We start from the raw sequence: 18,805 nt of genomic DNA, 5'->3' as shown, positions 1-18,805 counted from the left end.
ATGACGGGTGCGGCGGCGAGCGTGGCGCGGTTCGCCGCCATGGGTACGCGGGTCGAGCTGCATGTGTTCGGCTGCGACGACCCCGCCGCGCTTGCCGCCGCCAGGGCCGCGATCCTCTCGGTCGAAGACGCGCTGACCATCCACCGCCCCTCGCCCACCACGGCGCTCAACGACGCGCTCTCCAGCGGCGGAAACGCGGTGGTGGAGGACCGGCTGCTGTTCGGCGCACTGGTCCAGGTGGATGCGCTGTGGCGCGGGACCGGCGGACTGTTCGACCCCAGCCTCGGCCACTGGTCTGCACTCACGATCGACCGCGCCAGCCGCCGCGTCTCCAGCACCCGTCCGCTGACCTTCGATTTCGGCGGTTTCGGCAAGGGCTATGCGCTTGATCGCGCTGTCACCGCCCTCCGCGCGATGGGCGTACCCTCCGCCCTGCTCTCCGCCGGGGAGAGCTCGATCGCGGTGCTCGGCCAGCATCCCCTCGGCGGCGACTGGCCGCTCGCGGTGCCGCACCCCGCGAACGACGGCGCATGGCTGGTCGAGCTGGAGCTGCAGGACGCGGCGCTGTCGATCTCGTCCACCATCGGCCCCGGTGCCGCCAAACCGGGCCGCGCCGCAATGATCCGGCCGACCGACGGCGCGATCGTCACCACCGCCGCCACCGCCATCGCGGCCGCCGCGACCGGCGCCGAGGCCGAGGCGCTGAGCACCGCGCTGCTCGTCTCCGACCCCGTCGCCCGCGATCGGCTGTGCGCCGCCGCCCCCGAACAACGTTTTCTCTTTCCCCATGCCGCGCCCGTCGGCGCCGAGCGAGCACTGGAACCTACCGCATGACCGACGACGATTTCGCGCTTTCCCGCCGCACCTTCCTCGATCGCGTACTGCTCGCCTCCGCGGGCGTAGGGATGAGCGCCGCCGCACCCTGGGCGGCCCGTGCCGCCGAGGACATCGCCAAGGGCCCGCGCGTCCGCATCGGCGTGATCGGCACCGGCGATCGCGGCCGCACACTGATCCAGAACCTCAACAAGACGCGCAACTGCACCGTCGCCGCGCTCTGCGACAATTTCGAGCCGCACATGGCCAAGGCGCGCGCCTATGTGCCGGCGAACACGCCGATTTTCACCGATCATCGCAAGATGCTCGAGGCCAAGGGCATCGACGCGGTGGTGATCGCCACCCCGCTCGATCTCCATGCCCGCCACACGATCGACGCGCTCGAGGCGGGCTATCCCGTGTTCTGCGAGAAGGCGATGGCGCGGACGATCGCCGATTGCAGCGCGATGGTCACCCGCGCCCGTGCACGCGGCAAGATCCTCCAGATCGGCCATCAGCGGCTGTTCAACCCGACCTATCTCAACGCGCTCAAGCGCGCCCAGGCAGGCGAGATCGGAAACATCACCCAGATCCGCGCCAGCTGGCACCGCAACCGCAGCTGGCGCCGCCAGATCCCGCCCGGCGGCACCGAGCGCGAGATCAACTGGCGGCTCTACCGCGATCGCTCGGCCGGGCTGATGACCGAACTGGCGACGCACCAGCTTCAGGTCGCCAACTGGTTCATGGGCGGGTTGCCCACGCGGGTGATGGGCTCCGGCAGCATCTGCTTCTGGAAGGACGGCCGCGACGTCTACGACCAGGTCGCGCTGATCTACGATTACTCCGATGGTCGGAAGGTGATCTACACCTCGATGCTCAACAATGCCCGCTATGGCTGCGAGGAGCAGATCCAGGGCAGCAAGGGCACGATCGAGCCAGAGCTCGGCCGAATCTACCAGGAGGTCCAGCCGGGCGCCGTCCCCGCGCTCGCCCGCATGCGCGCGGACGTGCAGGCGGGCCGCAAGAACACCGTGCCGATCGGCGGCGCGACCTGGTTCCCCGAACTCCCCGTCACCACCCCCGGCGACTCGCTCGGCTGGGGCGAATATGACGAGACGATGCTCCAGTTCGAGGGCTTCGGCGAAGCGGTGCGCAGCGGCAAGGAAGTGCCCGGCCTGCTCGCCCAGGCCTATTATGCCAGCGTCGCCTCGCTGCTCGGCGAGCAGGCCATCGACCAGGGCCAGGCGCTCGCCTGGCCGGCCGACCTCGTCACCTTCTGACCTTCTCCCAAAGGGACCTTAGCATGGACATGATCGACCGCCGCCTGCTCCTCGCCAGCGCCGGCCTTATCGGTGCCGGGCTCGCCGGCACGGCGCGTGCGCAATCGACCGCGCAGGGCAACGGCGTCTCCGCCAATGCCGCGCCGACCGGGCCGGACCCGACTGCCAAGGACCGCATCCGCTTCGCCGTGATCGGGCTCGACCATTCGCACATCTATGCGATGACCGATGCGCTGATCCGCGGCGGCGGCACGCTGGTGGCGGTGCATGCGAGCGACCCCAAGCAGCTGGTCCCCTTCCGCGCCCGCTATGGCGACGTGAAGGTCGCCCGCAGCGAGGCCGAGATCCTCGACGACAAGAGCGTCCAAGTGGTCGCCAGTGCCTCGATCCCCAATCTTCGCGCGCCGCTCGGCGTGCGGGTGATGCGCGCGGGCAAGGATTTCCTCTCGGACAAGCCGGGCATCACCAGCCTCGCCCAGCTCGCCGAGGTGCGCCGCACGATCGCCGAGACAAGGCGCAAGTTCGCGATCATGTATTCGGAGCGGCTCGAGGTGCGCGCCGCGGTGAAGGCGGGCGAGCTGGTCCATGCCGGGGCGATCGGCCGCGTGGTGCAGACGATCAACATCGCCCCGCACCGGGTGAGCGCGCCCAGCCGCCCCGAATGGTTCTGGGACGTCGCCAACTATGGCGGCATCCTCACCGATATCGGCAGCCATCAGGCGGACCAGTTCGTCTTCTACACCGGCTCCACCGAAGCGCAGGTGGTGGCATCGCAGGTCGGCAATTTCGCCACGCCGAACCATCCGAAGTTCCAGGATTTCGGCGACATGATGATGACCGGCAATGGCGGCACCGGCTATGTCCGCGTCGACTGGTACACGCCGGACGGCCTGCCGACCTGGGGCGACGGTCGCGTCTTCATCCTCGGCACCGAGGGTTACATAGAGTTGCGAAAGTACGTCGACATCCAGGGGCGGCCCGGCGGCAACCACCTGTTTATCGCCGATCGCCAGGGCACCCGCTATATCGACTGCAGCACGGTGCCGCTGCCCTTCGGCCCGCAATTCGTCACCGATGTGGTCCAGCGCACCGAAATCGCGCAGAACCAGGCACAGGCGCTGCTCGCCGCCGAGCTGGTGCTGACCGCGCAGGACAAGGCGCGGACGCTCGCGGGCGGGCAGCGGCCGCCGGTACAGGACGGCTGACCCGCCGCGATGACGGCAGGGGAAGGTCCGCTCCGCAACGGACCTTCCCATGCTGCCCGACAGCAACGCCGCCATCCACCTGATTGGCTTCGAAATAGCGCCGCCGTGGCCCGAGGCTCGCGTCAGGGCATGGGGCGATTCCCTGCACCATTGCGTCTCCGCTACCACTCCATTCCGGACCAAGTTGCCCTTTGCGAACCGCCCGCGCTCCGCGATGAAGGGGTGAACATAGCAGAAACATGCAAACCCTCCGCGCCAGCACCGCGGGCCCTTGTTTTGGCCGGCGTGCGTATCGAGCGTGCGAAGCGCCGGAGACGTCTGGTCAGGGGTGGGTGCACATGCCGACATTCGAACAGGATGCGTTGGAACATGCCGCGCCAGGTTTGGCAGCCGCGCCACCCGACGCCGGATGGCCGACGGACCAGTCGCATCGCCCCGCCCCGCACGATGCGGCCATCCTCGACGCCGCGCCGTCGATCCCGGAAGCGGCGGCCTCGCACGCGGCGATCGTTGCGTACGCACGAATAGTCCTGGAGCGGGCCGGTGCAGGCCGCGACGAAGCACCGGCTCCACACGACGCGACGGCACCAGCCCTGGACCTCGTTGGCGCACGGGACCTGTTCGTCCAGATCCTGATCGCCGATGCGCTGCTCGACATCGATGTCGGTGCGCAGCATCCGGTAATCGAGACCGTTGTGCGGGAGGTCGTGCGGCATCGCCGGGCAGCCGACCGTGCGCGGCAGACCAGCGCCGATCGCTACTATGACCTGTCGGGCGACGTGGGCGAACTCGCCCAGATCCTGCTGCTGTTCGCGCGACTGAGCAGGCGCGACCTGATCGCCGCGCACTGCGCCCCGCCGCTCGCGGTGTTGCTCGCCTATGCCGAGGCCGACGGGGTGCTCCCCACCTGGGTATTGCCGAACAATGCCGCACCCGACGCGGTGGAGACGGTCGCCAGCCTCGTCTTCGGGCTCGCGCGCTGGGACGCGCGCAGGTTCCTCGGCATGATCGTCGCGGGCGCCCGCTGGATCGCGGACCGCCAGCAGCCGGACGGCAGCTGGGGCTCCGCCGCGGGAATCGACCCCTATCATGGCACCTGGCTGACGCTGCGGCTGCTGGGCGCGGTGATGCCCAACCATCCCGCTGTCGCGCGCGGCGCTCGCTTTCTGCATACGAGCCGCCGGCCTGGCCGCGGTTGGGGAGTCGACGGTGCCGATCCCCTCGCCACCGCGCTGGCCGTGCTCGCGCTGCGGGCGAGCCGTACCGCGCTTCCGCCGGAGCTGGCCGGCGAAGCGCGCGCCATTCTCGCACCCGGCGCCGCCGGCTGGCAGGCACGCCCGCTGCTGCGCTTCGCTCGCACGGCCGCCGGCCTGCCGGTTCTGGTCGATCATGGCAGCAGCGCGACGACGGCGCTGTTCGCCTTGAAGGCAAGCACCGCATTGGAGCCCGGCCGCTCCCGCTGATCGACCGCATGACGGCGTCGCCGTGCAGCCAGACCCCGGCAAACCCCCGAGGAGACGTTCACCGAAATTTATGGCTCTTTCGGCAAACCAGGCCGTCAAACCAAAGCAAAAGCTTGGAAAAGGAGAGGAGCCGATATGTCGAAATGGGCATTGTTGCTGTCCGCGGGCGTGCTTGCCCTGGCCGCACCGGCGGCGGCGCAGGATCTGCGCGGATCCGCCGCCAACACCCCGCCTGAGGCGGACAATGAGTCGCCCAATTCGGCGGACATCGTCGTCACCGCCACCCGCCGTTCAGAGCGCCTGTCCAACGTGCCGATCGCGGTGTCTGCCTTCGGCCAGGCGGCGCTGCAGAATTCGGGCGCGACGGACATCCGGCAGATGACGCAGATCGCTCCCTCGCTGCTCGTCTCCTCCACCGGCTCCGAAGCCAACGCCTCGGCCCGCGTGCGCGGCATCGGCACGGTCGGCGACAATCCCGGCCTGGAGAGCTCGGTCGCGGTGTTCATCGACGGCATCTATCGCAGCCGAACCGGATCGGGCCTCAACGACATGGGCGAGATCGAGCGGATCGAGGTGCTGCGCGGGCCGCAGGGCACGCTCTCGGGCCGCAACTCCTCGGCGGGCGCGATCAGCATCTACACCAAGGTTCCCGAGTTCAAGTTCGGCGGGTTCGCCGAGGCGACCTATGGCAATTTCGACGCCGTCCGCCTATCCGGCGCCCTGACCGGTCCGCTGGTGAAGGACCTCGTCGCCTTCCGCCTCGACGGCGTCTATTCGAAGCGCGACGGCTATCTGCACGACGTGGTCAACAAGACCGATTACAACGACCGCGACCGCTATTTCGTCCGCGGCCAGCTGCTGTTCACAGTCACCCCCGATCTCGGCATCCGCCTGATCGCCGACTATACTCATCGCAACGAGAAATGCTGCGGCGCGGTCTATATGGACACGCGCGAGAAGCTGGACCCCACCCCCGGCAAGCCCGGCGACTTCGCGATCAATCCGGCCGGCAACCGCATCACCGCGATCCTGCGCAGCATGGGCGGCGTGCTGCCGAGCGAAGGCGCTCCTTATAACCGCCAGATCGCGCAGACCCCCGGCCGCGCCTACACCAACCTCACCACCGACTATGGCCTCTCGGCGCGTGTTCGCTGGAACCTCGGCGCGACCCAGCTGACCTCGCTCACCGCATACCGCGAGTACAAGTCGGCGGGCGCGGGCGACATCGATTACGGCAATGTCGACATCGCCTATCGCCCCGATGACGGCAACGCCTATCGCCAGTTCCACACCTTCAGCCATGAGAGCCGCTTCTCGGGCACGATCCTGGGCGACAGGCTCGACTGGCTGGTCGGCGGCTATTACGCCCACGAGAAGCTGCGCGTGGCGGACAATCTGCGCTTCGGCACCCAATATGGCGCCTTCGCCGCGTGCCGGATGGTGGCGACGATCAACCCGGCCGCGGCACTGCGCGACCCCACCCGCCCCGGCTGCCTCAGCGCCGCCGGCCGCGCGGTGCTCACCCCGGCGGTGGGGTCGCAGATCATCGGCGGCATCGATCGCCTCAGCACGCTCAACGATCGCGGCTCGACGCTCGACCTGTACGACCAGACCAGCAACAACTGGGCCCTCTTCACCCACAATATCTACAAGCTGACCAAGACGCTCAGCTTCACGCTCGGCGCACGCTACACGCGGGAAAGCAAGTCGCTGAAGGCCGCGTTCAACAACAACAACACGGTCTGCCCGGCGCAGCAGGCGGCGCTGGGCCCGCTGCTCGTCAGCACCAACGCGACGCTGCAGTCGCTGGCGGGCGGCATCGTTACGCTGACCTGCACCGGCAACTCCACCGCGGCGCTGACCGGCGTGCCCTTCGCGGACAAGTTCAAGGAAGGCCAGCTGACCGGCACCGCGGTGCTTTCGTGGAAGCCGGCGGAGAGCACGCTCTTCTATGCCTCCTATGCGCGCGGCTACAAGGCAGGCGGCTACAATCTCGATCGTTCCGACCTGTCCACGACGGTCTTCGCCACCCCGCGCCCGGCATCGGTCACCAACCTGCGCTTCGATCCCGAGACGGTGAACGCGTTCGAGATCGGCGCCAAGTACAGCGCGCGCCACATAACCGCGAACATGGCGCTGTATCGCTCCGAGTTCACCAACTTCCAGCTCAACACCTTCAACGGCACCAGCTATATCGTCCAGAATATCGGCGGGTGCAGCAGCGCGCTGAACGGTGCCGATCGCGACAACAGCTCGGCCACCGGCGCCTGCACCGGCAGCGTCGGCAAGGGGGTAGTGACCCAGGGCGTGGAACTGGAGCTCGGCTTCTATCCCACCTCCAACTTCACGGTGAACCTCGGCTACACGCTGGCCGATGCCAAGTACCAGCGCGATCTGGTCGGCTCCAAGGCGGGCGAGCCGCTCAATGCAGCGCTGTTCCTGCTCCCCGGAAGCCAGATGTCGAACGCCCCCCGCAACACGGTGACCAGCGCGGTGACCTGGACCCCGCCGATCGGCAGCAACGGCATGACCGGGCTGTTCTATGTCGATGGCCGCATGACCAGCGATTACAACACCGGCTCGGACCTGTTCGTCGAGAAGCTGCAGGACGGCTTCGTGACGATGAACGCGCGCATCGGCGTGCGTGGGCCCGACGAGAAATGGGCGGTGGAGCTGTGGGCGCAGAACCTGCTCGACACCGACTACCAGCAGGTCGCGTTCAACCTTCCCTTCCAGGGCGCGGGCAGTCGCTCGCAGGTCCAGGCGTTCGGCGCGCCCAGCTTTGCCGTGGGCAATGCGATGTTCGGGTCGTTTCTGGCCGAGCCACGCACCTATGGTCTGACGGTGCGCACGCGGTTCTGAGGGCGCACGGCCGGGCGGCGCATCGCCGCCTCCCGGCTGGTCCCACGCGATTTCTACCCTCTGCCGCGCGCCGTGGGTGCGTTCAGCCCGCGACCTTCGCCAGCAGCCGCTCGATCCCCGCCACGGCTTCCGGCTCGTCGAGGGTCGGCGCATGGCCCACCCGCCGCACCGTCACCAGCTCGGTGCCGGGCACCCGCGCGACCATCTTCTCCGCCGTCTCGGCGCGCAGGATGTCCGAGCGTTCGCCGCGTACCACCAGCAACGGGCGACCGGCGAGCGCGTCGATCGTCGGCCACATGTCCGGCCCGGCCTCATTGCCCGGCACGCGGAACGGCTCGGCGATCTTCATGTCGTAATCGAGCACGATGCGACCCTGGCTGTTCACCCGGTGGAGCCGCTTGGCCATCGCCAGCCAGTCCTCGATCCGATAGTCCGGATAGACGTCCCCGTTCGCCTCGGCAACGCCGCGCGCCGCGTGCATCCAGGTCGGGTACCAGACCTGCTTGCCGACATAGGTGCGGATCCGCGCCAGCCCCGCCGGGTTCAGCTCCGGCCCGACATCGTTGAGCACCGCGCCGGCCAGCTTGCCCCCGTCGGTCGCGGCGAGCAGCATCGTCACGATGCCGCCGAGCGAGGTGCCGACCGCGACGAACTTCTCGATCTTCAGCTCGGCGAGCAGCGCCTCGACATCCTGCAGATAGACGAGCGGCACATAGCTCATCGGATCCTTGGCATAGGCGCTCTCGCCCCGCCCCCGAAATTCGACGCAGAGCACCCGCCAGTCGCTCGAGAGGCGTGTCGCCAGGTCGGCGAAGTCGCGCGCGTTGCGGGTAAGGCCCGGGAAGCAGAGCAGCGGCGGGCGGTCGTCGCGCCCCGGATAGTCGCGATAATGCAGCCGCAGGCCGTCTTTCGACCACCAAACGCCATCGGAGTAGTTGCGCCGATCACCCATCGCGCCCCATATCGCCGCATGGCCTTCGCTCCGCAACAGGCGATCCTCGAACTCGGGGATGGCTTCTACGATCCGGTGGCGCCCGCGCGCTTCCCCCAGACGATCCTCCGCTTCCGCAACGACCGCGCCGCCGCGAGCGTGGGGCTGGAGGGGCTGAGCGACGCCGAATGGCTCGCCCATTTCGCCCGGTTCGAGCCGCTCAAGGGCAGCCTGCCCCAGCCGCTGGCGCTGCGCTATCACGGCCACCAGTTCCGCGTGTACAATCCCGAGATCGGCGACGGCCGCGGCTTCCTGTTCGCGCAGATGATCGACGATTCCGGCCGGCTGATGGACCTAGGCACCAAGGGATCGGGCCAGACGCCGTACAGCCGCTTCGGCGACGGCCGCCTGACCCTGAAGGGCGGCGTCCGCGAGATCCTCGCCACCGAGATGCTCGAGGCGCTGGGCGTCGAGACCAGCCGTACCTTCTCGCTGGTCGAGACTGGCGAATCGCTCCATCGCGGCGACGAGCCCTCCCCTACCCGTTCCGCGGTGCTGGTGCGGCTCAACCATGGCCATATCCGCATCGGCGTGTTCCAGCGCCTCGCCTATTTCCAGGACGTGGAAGGCCTGCGGAAGCTCACCGCCTATGTGCTGCGCCACTATTTCGGCGAGCAGGACGGGCCCGACGCGCCGCAGCGGCTACTCGCCCATGTCGTCGCCCGCACCGCGCGGATGGCGGGGCAGTTCATGGCCGCGGGTTTCGTCCACGGGGTGCTCAACAGCGACAATATCAACGTCACCGGCGAGAGCTTCGACTATGGCCCCTGGCGCTTCGCCCCCAGCTGGGCGGCGAACTTCACCGCCGCCTATTTCGACCAGAACGGTCTCTACGCCTTCGGCCGCCAGCCCGAGGCGATCTATTGGGACGTGATGCAGCTCGCCATTTCGCTGCGCCTGATCGCCGAGGAAGCGCCGCTGATCGCCGCGCTCGAAGGCTTCGCCCCGGCCTATCATCGCGAGGAGGCCAATGCCGTTCTCTGGCGCCTCGGTGTCCAGCCGCGCGACGACGCGAGCGACCGCGCGCTCACCGAAGCCGTGGAGGTGGCGCTCAACCAGACCGGCACGCTGCTCCACCGTTTCTATTTCGACGCATTCGGTGGCACCCTGCCCGAACGCTATGGCGCGGAGTTCGCCGAGGTCCGCAGCCGCCTCGCCGACTATCGCCCGCGCAAGGCGCGCGACCACGTCTATTGGCGCGGCGCGCCCCGTTCGATGCTGATCGACGAGGTCGAATCGCTGTGGTCCGCGATCGCGGAGCGGGACGACTGGGCGCCGATCGAGGCAAAGATCGCGGCGATCCGCGAGATGGGCGAGGCTCTGGCCTAGCGCCGCGAAATCGGGCAAAGCGATCGTAACAGGGGCAACGAACCAGAAAATACAGAAGGCCCATGCCGGACCAGGAACTCCTTTCGACCGAACCCGCAACCGGCGCCGTGCTGTGGCGACACCCGATCGGGGACGCGGACACCGAAGTTGCCATCGCCCGCGCCAACTGGGCAGGCTGGGCGGCGCGCCCGCTCGCCGTGCGGATCGAGGCGCTGCGCCGCTTCGCCAATGTCGTGCGGCAGCGCGCCGACGCCTTTACCGACCTGCTCGCGCGCGAGACCGGCAAGCCGCTGTGGGAAGCGCGCACCGAGGTCGAGACAGTGATCGCCAAGGTCGACATCTCGGTCACCAGCTATTCGGAGCGGACCGGCCAGCGCCGGATCGAAGCGCCGATGAACACTCGGCTCGCGCTGCGGCACAAGCCGCACGGCGTGCTGGCGGTGCTGGGGCCCTATAATTTCCCGGCGCATCTGCCGAACGGCCATATCGTGCCTGCGCTGCTCGCGGGCAACGCGGTGGTGTTCAAGCCGTCGGAAAAGACGCCCGCCAGCGGCGCCTTCCTCGTCGAGTGCTTCCATGCCGCGGGCATCCCCGAAGGCTGTATCCGCCTGCTGATCGGCGGACCGGACCAGGGCAAGGCGCTGGCGGGCCACCCGGACATCGACGGGCTGCTGTTCACGGGCTCGGCCAATACCGGCATCGCGCTCAACCGCCAGTTCGCCGCGCGCCCCGAGAAGATCCTCGCGCTGGAGATGGGCGGCAACAACCCGATCGTCGTCTGGAATACGCCGGATCTCTATTCGGCCGCGGTGCTGGTGGTACAGTCGGCCTTCACCACCGCCGGCCAGCGCTGCACCGCCGCGCGCCGGCTGATCGTCGACGAGAAATTGTTCGAACCGCTGATGGCCGAGCTCAACAAGCTGATCGGCCGGTTGATCATCGGCGAGCCGCATGCCGATCCCCAGCCCTTCATGGGCCCGGTGATCGACAACAATACCGCTGACATGCTCACCGAGAGCTTTCTCACGCTCTCCACCATGGGCGGCCGCCCGCTGCGTCACATGGAGCGGCTGATCGAGAACCGCCCCTTCCTCACCCCCGGCGTGGTCGACATGACCGAGGCGCGGGAAAAGGTGGATGTCGAGCTGTTCGGCCCGATCCTCCAGGTGTTCCGCAAGACGAGCTTCGAGGAGGCGATCGCCGAGGCCAACGACACCCGCTACGGCCTCTCCGCCAGCCTGGTGAGCCAGGATCCGCGGCTCTACGACCAGTTCTGGGCGAACATCCGCGCCGGCATCGTCAACTGGAACAAGCCGACCAACGGCGCCTCCTCGGCCGCGCCGTTCGGCGGCGTGGGCTGGTCGGGCAACCATCGGCCCAGCGCCTATTATGCGGCGGACTATTGCGCCTATCCGGTCGTCTCCTCGGAATCCGAGCAGGCGCGCGCGGCGATGGGCGTGGGCCTGCGCGACGCCTGACGCCCCGCGTTAGGCTTTTCGCAACCCTGCCGCTTAACCGCGGTTTCAGTGCCGGGCGTGCAGGATGTCCCCCTTGGGACGGAACGACAGCATGGATTCGGGGCGAACGTCCGCGACGATCTTCAGCCTGACACACGACCTGCCCGCACCGCGCGCGCCCAGCGCCGCGGCGGCGGACGGGCTCGATGCAGGCCAACTCGCCTGGGGTGGCGAGCTGCTCGACTGCGGCATCCACTGGATCGGCCGGGCGGGCGCGCGGCTGCGCGTCGAGCGTGAACTGGCCGAGGCGATGCCGATCCGGCTGCACCTCGGGTCCGCCGAGCCGCTGATCGGCCGTACGCTCTGGTCCGACGGCAACGAGGCGGGGCTCGCTTTCGACGCACCGGTGGACGTGCTGGGGATGGTCGCGCGCAACCTCGCCCGCGCCGCCGCCGAGCGCCGCCGCCTGCCGCGCATCGAGCTGCGCCATACCGTCGGCGTGCACCGCGGCGGCGAGGTCGAGCAGCTGCGCACCCGCGACATCTCGCAAGGTGGGGTCGGCGTCGAGGCGCGCGGGCTCGGCGTTGACGAGGCGGTGCAGCTGACCTTCGACGGGCTGCGTCCGCTGGAAGGCACGGTGCGCTGGATCACGGGCGAGACCGCCGGCATCGTCTTTACCGAGGAGCTGGGCTGGCAGACCCTGTTCCCCTGGCTCCGCGGCATCCAGCAGGCGCCCGCCCCCCAGGCCGGCGGGAGCGATGCCGACGGGTTGCTGCAGGACAAGCTGGCGCTGCGCCTCGACCTGCCTGGGCGGGTGCGCGAGGGCGTCGGCTGGTGGAATTGCCGTATCCATGCGCTCACCGCCCAGCAGGTCGAGTTCGAGGCGCGCCAGGCCTTCGCGCCGGGCAGTTCGCTCTGGGTGGCACTCCCCGAGATCGGCGGCGGCCCGGCGCGGGTGGTGCGGGCGCGGCATGGCCGGACGCTCGCCGAATTCCGCATGCCGCTGCGCGACAGTGACCTGCGCCTGCTCACCGCGAGCCGCCGCACCGGCTGAAGCCGCTTGCATCGCCGCCGCCGCACCGCCAATCGGGCGGCATGGCACTTCTTCCCATCGCCGAGGCCCAGGCGCGGCTGCTCGCGCTTGCCGGCCCCACCCCCGTCGAGACGGTCCCGCTGGGGCAAGCCGTCGGCCGCTGGGCCGCCGAGCCGGTGGTCGCACGCCGCACCCAGCCGGAAACCGACCTTTCGGCGATGGACGGCTATGCGATCCGCTTCGCCGACCTGCCCGGACCTTGGGCCGTGATCGGCGAGAGCGCGGCGGGGTCTGGCTTCGCGGGCACGGTTGCGCCCGGAGAAGCGGTACGGATCTTCACCGGCGCGCCGATGCCCGCGGGCGCGGACACGGTGCTCGTCCAGGAAGAGGCCGCGCGCGACGGCGATCAGCTAAGCCTCGCTGGCGAAGGCCCGTCCTATCTGGGTCGCAACACGCGCCGCCGCGGGCTGGACTTTGCGCAAGGCGACGCGCTGATCGCAGCGGGCGAGCGGCTCACGCCAGCCCGGATCGCGCTGGCGGCGATCGGCGGCCATGCGGCACTGCCCGTCGGCCGCAAGGTCCGCGTCGCCATCGCCGCGACCGGCGACGAGCTGGTGGCACCGGGTATGCCGATCGGGCCCGCCCAGTTGCCCGAATCGAACCGCACGATGCTCGCCGCGCAGCTGGCCGATCTGCCGGTCGAGATCGTCGACCTCGGCATCCTGCCCGACGATCTGGGCGCCCTCACCCATGCCTTCGCCACTGTCGAGGCCGATCTGCTGATCACCAGCGGCGGCGCGTCGGTAGGCGATCACGACCTCGTCCGCCCCGCGCTGGAAGCCGCCGGCGCGACCATCGACTTCTGGCGCATCGCGCTCCGACCGGGCAAGCCGATGATGGCGGGCACGCGCGGCGACATGGTCGTGCTGGGCCTGCCGGGCAATCCGGTTTCGGTGTTCGTCACCGCGCTGCTCTTCGCCAAGCCCTTGATCGCGCACCGATCCGGTGCCGCCGATCCGTTCCCGCGCGGGCGCTCGGCGATCCTCGGCGAGCCGCTGCCGGCCAATGGCCCGCGCACCGACTATCTCCGCGCCGCGCTGATCGACGGCCGCGTCCATGCCTCGGCGATCCAGGACAGCTCGATGCTCCGCACGCTCGCCCGCAGCACCTGCCTGATCGTGCGCGAGCCGCATGCGCCAGCCGCAAATAGCTCCGACTCGGTGGAAATCCTCGACATCGCTTGACAGCGCCTCGGAACATTGCATAAACGTTCCCAGTCTGTTCTGGACCACGGAGGATTGGATGCTCACGCGCAAGCAGCACGAGCTGATCTGCTTCATTTCCGACCGTCTTGCCGAGACGGGCGTATCGCCCTCGTTCGAGGAAATGAAGGAGGCGCTCGATCTCAAGTCGAAATCGGGCGTGCACCGCCTGATCAGCGCGCTGGAGGAACGCGAGTTCATCCGCCGCCTGCCCAACCGCGCCCGCGCGCTGGAAGTGCTGCGCATGCCCGAGCGCGGCGAGCGCAAGCCTGTCGCCAAGGCGCCCAAGCCGGCGAGCGCGGCCGCCGCTCCCGCATCGCCCCCGACGCCGGCCAATGACGTGGTGGAGATCCCGCTGCACGGCCGCATCGCCGCGGGTACGCCGATCGAGGCGCTCGAAGGCTCGACCATGCTGCCGGTGCCCGCCGCGCTGCTCGGCGCGGGCGAGCATTATGCGCTCGAAGTCGCTGGCGATTCGATGGTGGAAGCCGGCATCCTCGACGGCGACTATGCGCTGATCCGCCGCACCGAGACCGCACGGGACGGCGAGATCGTCGTCGCGCTGATCGACGATGCCGAGGCGACGCTGAAATATTTCCGCAAGGAAGGCGCGATGGTCCGGCTCGATCCGGCCAATCGCGACTATACGCCCCAGCGCTATCGCCCGGATCAGGTGCGGGTGCAGGGCCGGTTGGCGGGATTGTTGCGCCGCTACTGATGAATGGGGCCGGGACGAGGCGATGCGAAGCACCAGCTACAGCTTCGCCTTACGCTTCGTCCATTCCTTGTCCGCCCGCCCCCGCACACCTCGGGCGCGCTGATCCGCGTGGTGTACTTTCAGGCATCGATATTACTACTTCTACGCATCGGACATTCATGCCACGGTCTGCACACAAGAAGTGATGGAGCGCGGGCCGATGCGTGGACCTCTTCTGGCGGTGGCGATGAGCCTGCTCTTCCCAGGCCTCGGGATGGCGCAGCAGAGCATATCCTCTTCTCAGGACGCGGCGCAGTCGCCGGCTACCACGGATACAACCGATCGCGCACAGGGGCGCAAGGCGCCTGCCGGCCCCACCGATCCCATCATCGTCACAGGACGCAAGCCTGCTTCCAAGAAGGACATCAGCGCGCTGGTGCATGCGATCACGCCGCCCAGTCCCAACGATGCACCGCTGCCCCGCTTCCAAAGCGCCGTCTGCTTCGGTAGCGTCGGGCTCGAGCGCTCCGTCCTCGAGATGATCGGCTACCGCCTGGCGGCAGATGCCGAGCAGGCCGGGCTAAAGCTCGCGGGCGATGGATGCACGCCCAACATCCTCGTCGTCTTCACCGACGGCGTAGCCACGGGGATCGACACGCTCGTGCGGCGCAAATGGTGGCTCTTCGGGGATCGTACGCCGTCGGAAATCCGCACCATCGTCGGCGAGCGCGGTCCCGTGCGCGCATGGAGCAACAGCGAAGTCCTCAGCCGCGATGGCGAGCATATCAACCAGGGCGGCTTTTTGAACGTCCCGATTGCCTCCAGGCTGGTCTCGCCCACGCGCAAGGACATGCTAGCGTCGATCGTGCTGGTCGAGCGCTCGGCCGTGATCGGCAAGACGAGCAACCAGATCGCCGATTATCTGGCGATGCGCACCCTGGGCGGCGCCCGCCCCCGCGCCACCGGACCGACGGAGACGATCCTGTCCCTGTTCGACGGGAATACCAATCGCGTGCCGAGCGAACTCACCGCCTTCGACCGCGGCTATCTGCGCGGCCTCTATGCCGGACAGGCCAATGCCTTTGCCTGGAGCACGCGCGGATTGATCGTCGAGCGCGTCCTCAAGGAGCAACAGGCAGATCCCCCGCCGTTTGCCGAACACTGACTGCACGCTCGGTGCGGTCCTCGCGTCTGGACGCGTCGGCCGTGCGAAGGATGGGGCCGTTCAGCGAACGTTCGTGGGCCATCCCTTGCGCGCGTGCGGGCTTTGGATGGCGCCCGCGCGCCCGAGGGCCCACCTTGATTGACCGGGGCCCGGCGCGCCGTTCAAGCTGCACGCCTTACTTGGGCGCTTGGGCCCTGAGCTCCGCCTCGAACGCCTTCTGCGCCGCATCCACCCGACGCCCCAGTTCGCCCGGATCGACGAACGCCTCGGGATCGCCCGCCGCCTGCTTGGCGCGTTTGGCGGCGAGATCGAACTGCTCGGCGTGGAAGCTCAGGAACACGTCGGCCTGGGTCGCGCGCAGCTTGGCGAAGGTGGCGCGGAAATCGGCGGGCGCCGCGTCATAGCCATGGCCCGGTGTCAGCGGCTGGTCGGCGACGCTGAAGCTGCAGGCGAACAGCACCGTCAGGCTGTCCCCGCCCGAGGGGACCTGCATGGTGAAGCTGGTGCAGCCCTTGGTGTGCCCCGGCGTCAGATGCGCGACCAGCGTGTTGGTGCCGAGCCGGATCTCCTCGCCGTCCTTGAGCTGCCCGTCCACCTTCACCGGCGGCGCGGCGATGCTGATGTCCGGGCGATAGTCGGACGTGCCCGCCTCCAGCGCCGGGGCATCGGCGGCGCTCGCCAGCAGCCGCGCGCCGGTGCGGCGCTTGAGCTCGGCGAGGCCGCCCTCGTGGTCCCAATGCGCGTGATTGACCAGCAGGATCTTCACGTCGTTGAGCTTGAAGCCGAGCTTCTCGATGTTCGCGGCGATCAGCGGCGCGCTTTCGGGCATGCCGCCGTCGATCAGGATGTGCCCCTGCGGGCTGGTGATCAGATAGGCCGAGATCCCCGCGGTGCCGACATAGTGGACGTTGCCGAGGATCCGGAACGGCGCCATCGGCTGGTTCCACTCGGCGCGCACCTTGGCCCAGTCGGTGCGCTGGGCCAGCGCCGGGGAAGCCAGGCCAAGTGCCGAGGCGGCAAGCAGAATCCGGATCATCGTCGATCTCCCTTCGCGCCGCTGAATGGGGGCTGGACGGTGGGCGGGTCAAGCCATGGCTGGCGCGCGGTCGTGGCGACGGTGCGGACCGTCCCGCCCGCAAAGGTCACCGCGACCCCGCCGGTAGAGTCGAGCGCCTGCCGATCGAGCCGCAGCCAGCGCGGATGGCAGGCGCGCGGCAGCCGCCGTTCGCTCACCACGATGTCGCTCGACGCGCAGACCGCGACCAGTTCGCGCCACGCCACCGGATAGACGCTGCGCGTGGCTGCGACGCGCCAGCGCCGTCCGCCCTGCGCAACCTCCGCGACACACAGATCGCGGCTGCACCGCGCATCGGGCCGCTCGGCGAGCGCCGCCAGCGCATCGGCCTCGACCCCGCCATTCTCGCCGAGCACCTGGCGGGTGAAGTCGCCCGCGCGGTCGCGCAGCAGCGCGAGACTGCCGTCCGCCATGCGCAGCGCGACGTGGCGCCCGTCGCCGGTAACCAGCAGGTCCGGGCCGGGCGTCGCCAGCGCCCACAGCGCCCCCACGAGCAGCGGAACGAGCCCCGCGATCCGCACCCGCGTCCGCCACAGGCCGAGCCACAGTCCGCCGAGCACCATGTACGCGAAGGCCCCCGCCGGCATCACCGGCAGCACCGCAACCGATCCGGGCGCACTCGCCACGCTGTGCGCGATCCACAGCAGCAGCGCCATGGCCTGGCCGGTCAGCCACCAGAAGGGCGCGCCCACCCCGATCAGGTCGCCCAGCAACGCCAGCGCCTCGAGCGGCATCACCACGAAGGTGGTGAGCGGGATCGCGGCGATGTTGGCGACCGCGCCGTAGATGCCGCCCTTGTGGAAATGGAACAGCCCGATCGGCATCAGCGCCAGCTCGACCAGGATGCCGGTGAGCAGCAGCGATCCCGCCCCGCGCGCGATCCGTCGCGCCAGCCCCTCTTCGCGCGCCTCGAACCAGCGGCGCATGTGCGGGCTCTCGTGCAGCGCGACGATGGCGGCGACCGCGGTGAAGCTCAGCTGGAAGCTCGGGCCCGCCACCGACTCCGGCCACAGCAGGAGCACCACCATCGCCCCGGCGGCGACCAGTCGCAGCGTCAACGCCTCGCGCCCAAGGCGCAGCGCCACCAGCACCAGCAGCGCGGCGACGCAGGACCGGATCGTCGGCACTTGCCCGCCGGTCAGCCAGGTATAACCGATCGCCGCCAGCGCCCCCGCCCCCGCTGCCACCAGCGGCAGCCGCACGCGCAGCGCCAGCCACGGGCTCAGCGCGAGCAGCCGCAAAACCACGAGCATCGCCGCGCCAGTGACGGCGGTAACGTGGAGGCCGCTGACCGACAGCAGATGCGCGAGGCCGGCGCGTCGCATCGCCTCGCTGTCGTCGTCGGAGATCGCGCCTTCGTCGCCGGTGGCGAGCGCGCTGGCGATGCCGCCGGCACTCCCCGGCAGCCGCGACTCGATATGCGCGGACAAGGCGGCGCGCAGATCCCGTCCGGCCCGGGGCGGCGCGTGGAGCAGCGTCACCGGGTCGAGCGTCTTGCCGGTGGCGCCGATCCCGTCGAACCAGGCGACCCGGCGGAAATCATAGGCGCCGGGCACCGATGGCCCCGGCGGCGGGACCAGCCGCGCCCGCAACGCCACCAGCGCGCCCGGCACAAGTCCGGGTGGCACCGCCGCCGCGTCGACATTCACCCGCAGTCGTGGCGGCAGGTCGGCGCGGCGCACCGGCGCGAGCACCAGCCGCACCAGCCCGCGCGCCGGACGCGACTCGACGCGCAGCACGGCGGCGTCGAAGCGCGCCACCTGCGGCCGCGCCAGCACCGGCGCGGCGCAATGCTCGGCCCGCCACCAGATCGCCCCGCAGCCCGCGGCCACCAGCAGCCCGCCCACCAGCAACGCCCGCCCGCTCCGCCCGGGAAGCACGGCGCCGAGAGCCGCCACCCCCAGCGCGGTTAAGACGAAGCCGATCCATTGCCGTGGCCCGGCCAACAGGAACCAACCGCTGATCCCGGCCCCGAAGGCGACCGGCAACCAGAGCGGCAACTGGCCCCGCTCTGCCTCCAGCCATCGTTCGACCATCCCCCATATGCCGGCAGGTCCCTGGGGGAATCGCCACCAGCCCCCCAAGGGAAGGCTCGACACCCCCGGGATGGGGGTCGCAGCGGCGGGACTGACCATGGCGCGAAAGACTGCGGGCATGCGCACAGCCGCGCAAC

14 protein-coding genes are annotated in these 18,805 nt (G+C 69.5%); 11 read left to right on the top strand and 3 right to left on the bottom strand.

The genetic code is table 11. From position 1 onward, the window contains the following. From GGR89_RS14685 to GGR89_RS14665, 5 genes are all read left to right on the top strand, one after another. Entirely contained in the window at positions 1–834 is an 834-nt protein-coding gene (locus GGR89_RS14685; RefSeq protein ID WP_125975331.1) for an FAD:protein FMN transferase, read from the top strand. Beyond that, positions 831–2,093: a Gfo/Idh/MocA family protein gene (locus GGR89_RS14680; protein ID WP_125975329.1), complete on the top strand. Its 1,263-nt coding sequence runs from the start codon at positions 831–833 to the stop codon at positions 2,091–2,093. Before GGR89_RS14685 ends, GGR89_RS14680 begins: the two co-directional genes overlap by 4 nt. 23 nt (positions 2,094–2,116) lie before the next feature. After that, a complete protein-coding gene (locus GGR89_RS14675) occupies positions 2,117–3,298 on the top strand; it encodes a Gfo/Idh/MocA family protein (protein ID WP_126002405.1) in 1,182 nt (393 codons plus the stop codon). 338 nt (positions 3,299–3,636) lie between these two features. Next, positions 3,637–4,761, top strand: coding sequence for a hypothetical protein (locus GGR89_RS14670; RefSeq protein WP_125975325.1), 1,125 nt, complete (start codon positions 3,637–3,639; stop codon positions 4,759–4,761). Positions 4,762–4,896: 135 nt separating this feature from the next. After that, positions 4,897–7,623 (top strand): TonB-dependent receptor, encoded by a 2,727-nt coding sequence (locus GGR89_RS14665; protein WP_125975323.1) that lies wholly within the window; start codon positions 4,897–4,899, stop codon positions 7,621–7,623. Between the two features lie 82 nt (positions 7,624–7,705). Here the strand turns inward: GGR89_RS14665 and GGR89_RS14660 are convergent, their stop codons facing one another. Then, the gene (locus tag GGR89_RS14660; protein ID WP_125975321.1) at positions 7,706–8,575 is read right to left on the bottom strand and encodes an alpha/beta fold hydrolase; all 870 of its coding nucleotides are present in this window, start codon (positions 8,573–8,575) and stop codon (positions 7,706–7,708) included. Positions 8,576–8,593: 18 nt separating this feature from the next. Between GGR89_RS14660 and GGR89_RS14655 the strand changes: the two genes are divergently transcribed. The 6 genes from GGR89_RS14655 to GGR89_RS14630 all read left to right on the top strand — a co-directional run bounded on the left by GGR89_RS14655 (position 8,594) and on the right by GGR89_RS14630 (position 15,557). Beyond that, positions 8,594–9,943: a protein adenylyltransferase SelO family protein gene (locus GGR89_RS14655; RefSeq protein ID WP_125975319.1), complete on the top strand. Its 1,350-nt coding sequence runs from the start codon at positions 8,594–8,596 to the stop codon at positions 9,941–9,943. A gap of 62 nt (positions 9,944–10,005) precedes the next feature. After that, positions 10,006–11,421 carry a succinylglutamate-semialdehyde dehydrogenase gene (gene astD, locus GGR89_RS14650; RefSeq protein WP_125975317.1) on the top strand — a complete coding sequence of 472 codons (1,416 nt, stop codon included), beginning with the start codon at positions 10,006–10,008 and terminating at the stop codon, positions 11,419–11,421. Between the two features lie 91 nt (positions 11,422–11,512). Continuing rightward, positions 11,513–12,454 (top strand): PilZ domain-containing protein, encoded by a 942-nt coding sequence (locus GGR89_RS14645; RefSeq protein ID WP_241213572.1) that lies wholly within the window; start codon positions 11,513–11,515, stop codon positions 12,452–12,454. Between the two features lie 41 nt (positions 12,455–12,495). After that, positions 12,496–13,677, top strand: coding sequence for a molybdopterin molybdotransferase MoeA (locus GGR89_RS14640; protein WP_125975313.1), 1,182 nt, complete (start codon positions 12,496–12,498; stop codon positions 13,675–13,677). A 58-nt stretch (positions 13,678–13,735) separates the two neighbouring features. Then, a complete protein-coding gene (gene lexA / locus GGR89_RS14635) occupies positions 13,736–14,413 on the top strand; it encodes a transcriptional repressor LexA (protein WP_125975311.1) in 678 nt (225 codons plus the stop codon). A 226-nt stretch (positions 14,414–14,639) separates the two neighbouring features. After that, complete coding sequence (locus GGR89_RS14630; protein WP_167712991.1) at positions 14,640–15,557, top strand: hypothetical protein; 918 nt, start codon at positions 14,640–14,642, stop codon at positions 15,555–15,557. A 175-nt stretch (positions 15,558–15,732) separates the two neighbouring features. On the opposite strand, the gene bla is transcribed toward GGR89_RS14630, so the two are convergent. Together bla and GGR89_RS14620 are read right to left on the bottom strand one after the other, a co-directional pair. Further along, a complete protein-coding gene (gene bla, locus GGR89_RS14625) occupies positions 15,733–16,593 on the bottom strand; it encodes a subclass B3 metallo-beta-lactamase (RefSeq protein WP_125975307.1) in 861 nt (286 codons plus the stop codon). Next, positions 16,590–18,668 (bottom strand): ComEC/Rec2 family competence protein, encoded by a 2,079-nt coding sequence (locus GGR89_RS14620; protein WP_125975305.1) that lies wholly within the window; start codon positions 18,666–18,668, stop codon positions 16,590–16,592. Before GGR89_RS14620 ends, bla begins: the two co-directional genes overlap by 4 nt. Positions 18,669–18,805 lie beyond the last annotated feature (137 nt).

It is taken from the genome of Sphingomonas trueperi, assembly GCF_011927635.1.
GTDB lineage: Bacteria > Pseudomonadota > Alphaproteobacteria > Sphingomonadales > Sphingomonadaceae > Sphingomonas > Sphingomonas trueperi.
Note: the sequence above shows the minus strand (reverse complement) of the source record. Positions and strands in the feature narration are given on the sequence as shown.